The sequence below is a fragment of the Mariniflexile sp. genome (assembly GCF_052728615.1).
The window spans coordinates 38401-45968 of sequence record NZ_JBFVFE010000033.1; the positions used below are offsets into that span (position 1 = coordinate 38401).

4 protein-coding genes are annotated in these 7568 nt (G+C 37.4%); 3 read left to right on the forward strand and 1 reads right to left on the reverse strand.

From position 1 onward, the window contains the following. Positions 1-25 precede the first annotated feature (25 nt). Positions 26-2044: a glycoside hydrolase family 97 protein gene (locus ACU1LP_RS12775; protein ID WP_445734640.1), complete on the forward strand. Its 2019-nt coding sequence runs from the start codon at positions 26-28 to the stop codon at positions 2042-2044. 148 nt (positions 2045-2192) lie between these two features. Here ACU1LP_RS12775 and ACU1LP_RS12780 read toward each other — a convergent pair whose 3' ends face one another. Then, a complete protein-coding gene (locus ACU1LP_RS12780) occupies positions 2193-2324 on the reverse strand; it encodes a hypothetical protein (RefSeq protein WP_445730905.1) in 132 nt (43 codons plus the stop codon). A gap of 330 nt (positions 2325-2654) precedes the next feature. On the opposite strand from ACU1LP_RS12780, the gene ACU1LP_RS12785 reads away from it, so the two are divergent. Continuing rightward, the gene (locus tag ACU1LP_RS12785) at positions 2655-6617 is read left to right on the forward strand and encodes a hybrid sensor histidine kinase/response regulator transcription factor (RefSeq protein WP_445736441.1); all 3963 of its coding nucleotides are present in this window, start codon (positions 2655-2657) and stop codon (positions 6615-6617) included. Between the two features lie 440 nt (positions 6618-7057). Next, positions 7058-7288, forward strand: coding sequence for a DUF6922 domain-containing protein (locus ACU1LP_RS12790; RefSeq protein ID WP_445730907.1), 231 nt, complete (start codon positions 7058-7060; stop codon positions 7286-7288). The last annotated feature ends 280 nt before the right edge of the window (positions 7289-7568 follow it).

Sequence of the window (7568 nt, forward strand, 5' to 3'; positions counted from 1 at the left end):
TAAACCTTATCATTACAACAGCATAATGAAAAATTCACCTTTCAAAATCTATATTGCCTTTTTAATAAGTATTGCCTTGCTTTCATGCCATTCGGTAAAAAAAACATATCAAATAGCATCTCCTAACCACAACAACGTTTTAACTTTTAGTTTAACTGAAAAAGGCGAACCACAATATGCCTTATCACATAACAACAAAGCGGTTGTTGAACCTTCATTGCTGGGTTTTGAATTTGAAACTCTTGAAAAGATGACTTCAGGATTTGAAGTGGTAACTATTGAAGAAAATACAGTTAACAATATTTGGGAGCAACCTTGGGGAGAGTTTAAAAAAATGACGGATAACCATAGTGGACTCACTGTTCACTTAAAAGAATCTAAAGGCAATGAACGCTTTGTTGATATTGTTTTTAGGGTTTTTAATGACGGATTGGGTTTTAGATATGAATTTCCAAAGCAGGCAAACCTCAACAAGGTAGAAATTTCAAATGAAATAACCCAGTTTACGTTTCCGTTTGATCATGATGTTTGGTGGATTCCTGTGCATTCGGAAAACAGTTATTATGAAAGTTTTTACAGAAAAACGCCCATCAGCAAAACGGACACTATCAACACGCCTGCTACTTTTGAAACAAAAGACAGTTTATATGTGGCGATACACGAAGCCAATTTAACAGACTTTGCTTCCATGACCTTGTTAAAAACCAATGGCAATCAATATAAAAGCGATTTAGTGCCTTGGGCAGATGGCGTAAAAGTATATGCAGAAACACCTTTCAACACCCCTTGGAGAACCATTATCGTAGGTGATACGCCTGGCGATTTGGTTACTTCAACACTCATGCTAAACCTAAATGAGCCTTCAAAAATTGACGATGTTTCTTGGATTGGACCTTCAAAATACATAGGCATTTGGTGGGGCATGCATTTAGAAAAATACACGTGGGGGCAAGGCGAAAAACACGGTGCCACTACTGAAAACACAAAACGATACATCGATTTTGCAGCCCAAAATGGATTGGACGGTGTTCTTGTAGAAGGCTGGAACATAGGTTGGGATGGCGAATGGACTGCTGATGGTTCGGCTTTTAGTTTTACAGAACCTTATCCGGATTTTGATTTGGAAGAAATAAGTAAATACGCCGCTAAAAACAATGTACGCTTAATAGGGCATCATGAAACGGCTGGCGCAGCTAAAAATTATGAAAACCAGTTGGAAGATGCCTTTGCGCTGTATAATAAAATGGGCATTAATGCCGTAAAAACAGGGTACGTCAATAAATATTTAGACAAAAAAGAATGGCATGATAGCCAATATGGGGTTAGGCATTACAGAAAAGTGATTGAAACCGCTGTTAAATACCATATCATGATTGATAACCATGAGCCTGTAAAAGGCACGGGGCTACAACGTACCTATCCCAATTTAATGACCCAAGAAGGCGGCCGCGGACAAGAATACGATGCGTGGTCTGCCGATGGTGGAAATACACCAGAGCACACCACCATTATGCCTTTTACCAGAATGCTGTCCGGGCCTTTTGACTTTACTCCTGGAACCTTTAATTTTGATTATGAGACGCCCAACAAAGCCATGGTTCAAACCACTTTAGCAAAACAATTGGCCTTGTATGTGGTTATTTTCAGCCCTTTGCAAATGGCTTCCGATCTGCCAGAAAACTACCAAGGCAAACCTGAATTTGAATTTGTAAAAGAAGTGCCTTCAATTTGGTCTGAAACAAAAGTTTTAGACTCAAAAATAGGCGAATACACCACCATGGTGCGCAAGGATTGGGAGGAACAAAATTGGTATTTGGGAAGCATTACCAATAGAGAAGCCCGTAACCTAAAAGTATCGTTATCATTTTTGGACAAAGACAAAAATTATACTGCCAAAATTTATACCGATGGAGAGGATGCCCATTACAAAACAAACCCCTATCCTGTTACTGTTTCTGAACAAGTTGTAACCAGTAAAACGGTATTAAATTTAAACTTGGCGCCCGGTGGAGGCACTGCCATAAAATTTACGCTTCTGGATTAATAACAACCGGAGAACCATAGTTCAATGACTATAAATTGCATATCAATATGAGCTTGATGTATAGTTCGCCCTGTAGAAATCGTACTGATTAATTAAACTCTTTTTACTAGGTACTTTTAGAGGCTAATGTTCTTTTTGATTCATTTCCTTAAAAATAGTTTTTGCGTTCCCATTGTTTTTCAGGGCCGCCACTGGGCATATCTTGCCAAACCAAAATACCCAATTCATCGCAATGGGTGTACCAACGGGCAGGTTCTACCTTAACATGTTTTCGTATCATGCTAAAGCCTAATTCTTTGGTTTTAACAATGTCATATTACAAGGCTTCGTCGGTTGGGGCAGTATATAGGCCATCCCAATGTCTTCGTCCCCATAGATCGGGAGCGCTCAGACTGACAACCAATACATTATCAATTTTTGTCATGTACTTAATAAAAGAAAATAATTGTGACAAAACCTTCATTTTGTCCCATTATACCATAATACTGTTCAAATTTGTTATCAACATTGAATAAAGGGTATATTTTGAGGTAGAGGGTATCGGTATGGTTAAATTTGTAATGTATCTTTATGAACTCGTTTAAGTTTTTTCAAAAATCAACAATCAGCAATGCTAAAAGTAATTATATCATTTTTAATACTGTCCTTGCCATCGGCACAGATGTTGTTTTGCCAAGAATATTTTTTTAAACACTACAGGGCAGAAGATGGTTTGTCGCACAATACGGTACATTGCATTCTCCAGGACAAAACAGGCTTTATTTGGTTTGGCACTAAAGACGGCCTAAACCGGTTCGATGGTTATAATTTTAAAATTTTTCAGAATAACCCTGACGACCCAAAAAGTTTAGGGAGCAACTTTATAGAGTGCCTACACGAATATAATGATAGTTTATGGATTGGCACAGGTGACGGATTATTTCGTTATAATGAAAAAAATGAAGAATTTGAACTGTTGGAAACCACCTTAAACCTCCCTATTTTAGATATTGATCATGATCATGACGGCAACCTGTGGTACATTGCGGGCACCTCTTTATTTAAATACCAGGTTAGCACACAAAAAACAACTGTTTTTGATGCCGAAACTTTTTTTCATAACGAAGATTTAACCAGCACACCGGACGGCAACATTTGGACCAGCTATGGGAATTATCTCTATCATTACGAAAAGGGCACCGATTCTTTTAAAAGAATAGAAATAACCACGGCACTAAAGCCCAAGCTCCCATACAGGGTGAATAAATTATTCGCCATAGATAACCATACCTTGCTTATTGGCACGGAAAATCATGGGGCACTATCTTTTAACATTAAAGAAGAGAAGGCCAAGGAATTATTGCCAAAAACAGAAGAGCCCTTATATGTAAGGGACTTTATTATAAATGGAAATGATGAGTTGTGGATTGCAACGGAATCGGGTATTTACATCTATAATTTAAAGAGCAAAACTTATAATGCCCTAAAAAAAAGCTATAATAATCCCTATGCATTATCTGATAATGCTGTTTATGCGCTCTCCAAGGATAAGGAAGGAGGCATTTGGATAGGAACTTATTTTGGTGGCGTTAATTATTACCCAAAACAATATGCCTATTTTAATAAATATTTCCCAAAAATTGGAGAAAACTCCATCAGCGGAAACGCCGTGCGAGAAATACGTGAAGATGCTTATGGAAATTTATGGATAGGCACAGAAGATGCCGGCCTAAATAAATTCAACCCCAGCACAGGTATTTTTACCAACTACAAACCATCGGGAGAGCGCCATACCTTATCGCATTACAACATCCATGCTATTTTGCCCAGGGGCGATAAACTTTGGATAGGCACTTTTGAGCACGGTTTGGATATTTTGGATACCCAAACCGGAAGAATTATAAAAAAATACAAAACGGGTGAAGGCAATGGACTTTCGAGCAATTTCATCTACGGTCTGTACGAAGACAAAGCCAAACAGGTTTTTGCCATATCAAAATCGGGCATACAATCATACCATGCCGAAAACGATCGGTTCTCAACGGTAGAAGCTTTTCCGGAAGGTATTTTTTTTACTGCCCTACTTCAAGACCATAACGGTTTATTATGGGCAGGCTCCTATTGGGACGGGTTATTGTATTTTGACCCTAAAACAAAAATTAAAGGCGTTTTTAAACACGACAACACGAACCCTAATAGCATTAGCAGCAACGCTATAAACGGGATTTTCCAGGACAGTAAAAAAAATCTATGGATAACTACCGAAAACGGGCTTAATTTATATCGGGACCATACCCATGATTTTAAAACCTACAGCAAAAAAGATGGTTTCCCAAGCAATGTGTTCTATTCCATTATTGAAGACGATAAAAAACAGCTTTGGATAAGTACCTCCAAAGGGTTGGTCACTTTTGACCCATTGACGAATGATATGACTGTTTACACCACGGAAAATGGGCTGTTGAGCGATCAGTTCAATTATAATTCGGCCTATAAAAATAAAGCGGGCACTATGTATTTTGGAAGTGTGGATGGCTTAATCAGCTTTAACCCGTCCGAATTTACCAAGAATAATTACCGGCCTCCTATTTTAATTACGGGACTGCAAATAAACAATAAGGAAGTGCCGGTTAACAATGGGGATTCTCCTCTTAAAAAATCAATCACCTTTACCGACAAATTACAATTAAAACCAAATCAATCGTCGTTCAGTATAGACTTTGCTGCCTTAAGCTATACCGCGCCGCGCATCACTAACTATTGGTACAAATTGGAAGGGCTTAACAATGATTGGGTTTATTTGAAGAAAAACCGCAGGGTCAACTTCAACAAGTTGCCCTCGGGCAATTACAGTTTTAAGGTAAAATCGCTTAACAGCAACGGCATCTGGAGCGAGGAAGCTTCTACTTTAAAAATTGCAGTGTTACCTACGTTTTGGAAAAGCAACATGGCCTATGCCCTTTATACCCTATTGACGGCATTAACGGTTTTTTTCGGGTTCAGATTTTACCATTCAAGAATCAAAGCAAAAAACCATCAATTGATTGAAAAATTGAACAATAAAAAGGAAAAAGAGATATATAAGGCCCGAATAGAGTTTTTTACTAACATTTCGCATGAAATCCGTACACCATTGACCCTTATTAAAAGCCCCTTGGAAAAATTGCTTAAAAAAGAGAACAAAGATCTGGAAATGGTGGAGAACCTGTCCATTATGGATAAAAATACGTCTCGCCTGTTGGATTTGACCAACCAATTGCTTGATTTTAGAAAAACAGAATTGGACTACATGACCCTTACTTTTGTTGAAACCAATATTTCTGGTCTTTTAAGAGACACCTATGCACGTTTCAGTCATGCCATTAAGGATAAAAGCATTGACTTTAAGCTTATATTGGAAACAGAAGATGTATTCGCTTATGTAGATACCGAGGCCATCAAGAAAATACTCAGTAACCTTTTTAACAATGCTATAAAATATGCCGAAAAACAGGTAATAGTGACTTTGGAACAAAAAGAGGATTTTCTCGAACTAAAAGTAAAAAACGATGGAACCCTTATCCCTTCCCATTTAAAAAATAAAATATTTGAACCGTTTTTCAGAATGTCAGGCACTAAAAACCAAGGGCTGCCAGGTACGGGCATAGGGCTTTCTTTGGCATACTCCTTAACAGAACTCCATAATGGAAATTTAAGATTGGATGTAGGCGATGCCAGCATGAACGTATTTGTGTTTAACCTACCTATACACCAAGAAAAGGAATTTGATTTATACGATTCCAAAGAACGGCAAAAAGCAAAACATGACGACCAACCATCAATCTATCCAAAAACGGACGACTATAAACCTGTGATTTTATTGGTGGAAGATAATGAGGACTTATTGGATTTTGTTGCAAAAGATTTAATGGAAGATTACTTGGTGCTAAAAGCGACCCATGCGGAAGCTGCTTTGAAACTTATTAAAGACGAGAACATACAGTTGGTTATTAGCGATGTGATGATGCCCGGCATGGACGGCTTTACTTTATGTGAAAAAATAAAGACCGATTTGGAGTCGAGCCATTTGCCCATTATACTTTTAACGGCACAAACAGCTTTGACAGCAAAAATTGAGGGATTGGAAGTTGGCGCCGATGCCTATATTGAGAAACCCTTTTCCATGGAGTACCTAAAAGTTCAGGTTGCCAATTTAATTGACAACAGAAAGCATATCATGGCATACTATTCCAGTTCTCCGTTGGCACACATCAGGAGCATTGCACATACCAAAACAGATGAAACCTTTATCAAGAAATTGGATGAATTTATATATTCGAATATTTCGGACCCCGACTTAAACGTTGAAGCTCTTGCTGAAGCCATGAACATGAGCCGTTCTACTTTTTACAGAAAAATAAAAGATATGTCGAATTTAAACCCGAATGAACTTGTAAACATTGCCAGACTGAAAAAAGCTGCGGAACTCCTAAAATCGGGCGATTATAAAATCTATGAGATTGCTGAAATGGTTGGCTACAAATCCGCAACCAGTTTTGGTCGCAATTTTCAAAAACAGTTTAACATGACACCCTCGGAGTATGTGAACGGTTAAACGTACTGAATGTTAGGGTGAAAACAATAGGGTAAAACATTTTCAATATAGTTGTCTTTGTTATTATGAAATCGCCATTAACAACAAGTTTGCGCAAGCAAACACCGATGAAGATAAAGCGATTCCATATGGTCATTAAAAAAACAAATATTATCTACATATGAATAAAGAAATTACAATAAACAATTTTTCGCAACATCTTTTTTGGGATGTTGATAAAACCACTTTCGATTTGGATAAATATAAAGTTTTTCAGTACATGACAAAAATATCTCATATAATTTAAAAAGCAATATCATTGACCCCTCCGCCATTCGGCATATCGAAAAATCGGTACAGGCTCTACCCCTTGAAAAAAGGGGAGGAATTATTAAGTGGCTTATTTTTAATGTTTTGAACTTTTCATTTTCATTTTTGTCATGTACTGAAATAAAGTTCGAATGATTGCAAAAGTATTGGAATATGGAAATTGGAGTGATTGGAATTTAATAAAAAAGCTATATGGTTTAGAAACAATTAAAGAAATATCGCTTAATTTAAGAAGTTTAGACGCTATAACACTTTCATATTTGGCAGCTTTGTTTTCAGTTGATAAAAAAGAATTTAGAGGCTACAAAAACAGACAGTTAGTCCAGAACTCTTGGAACTCTTGGAACTCTTGGAAAAAATAATGAAATTATCTCAATTTGACGATTTTTTATTGGTTGGAGGAATCTTATTGGCATTACAAAATGGACACACTTTTCAATTGATATCGATTTGTTTGGGAAATGTGAAATAAATGAAGAATTATTTACAAGAACATTAAAAAAATTCTTGAAACCGACTGTCCTCGAGGCAGTCCCGATAGCTATCGGGACATAGAGGTATTTCGCCGTCCCGAAAGCTTTCGGGATTATATTTTGCCCCTCCCGGAATTGCGAAAAGGCAATTCCGACCTCCCCAAAGGGG

Excerpts from the sequence above, each read along its gene's own strand:
- ACU1LP_RS12785 (WP_445736441.1), top strand. The coding sequence starts at position 2,655 with ATGCTAAAAGTAATTATATCATTTTTAATACTGTCCTTGCCATCGGCA.
- ACU1LP_RS12790 (WP_445730907.1), top strand. The coding sequence starts at position 7,058 with ATGATTGCAAAAGTATTGGAATATGGAAATTGGAGTGATTGGAATTTA.
- ACU1LP_RS12780 (WP_445730905.1), bottom strand. The coding sequence starts at position 2,324 with ATGATACGAAAACATGTTAAGGTAGAACCTGCCCGTTGGTACACCCAT.
- ACU1LP_RS12775 (WP_445734640.1), top strand. The coding sequence starts at position 26 with ATGAAAAATTCACCTTTCAAAATCTATATTGCCTTTTTAATAAGTATT.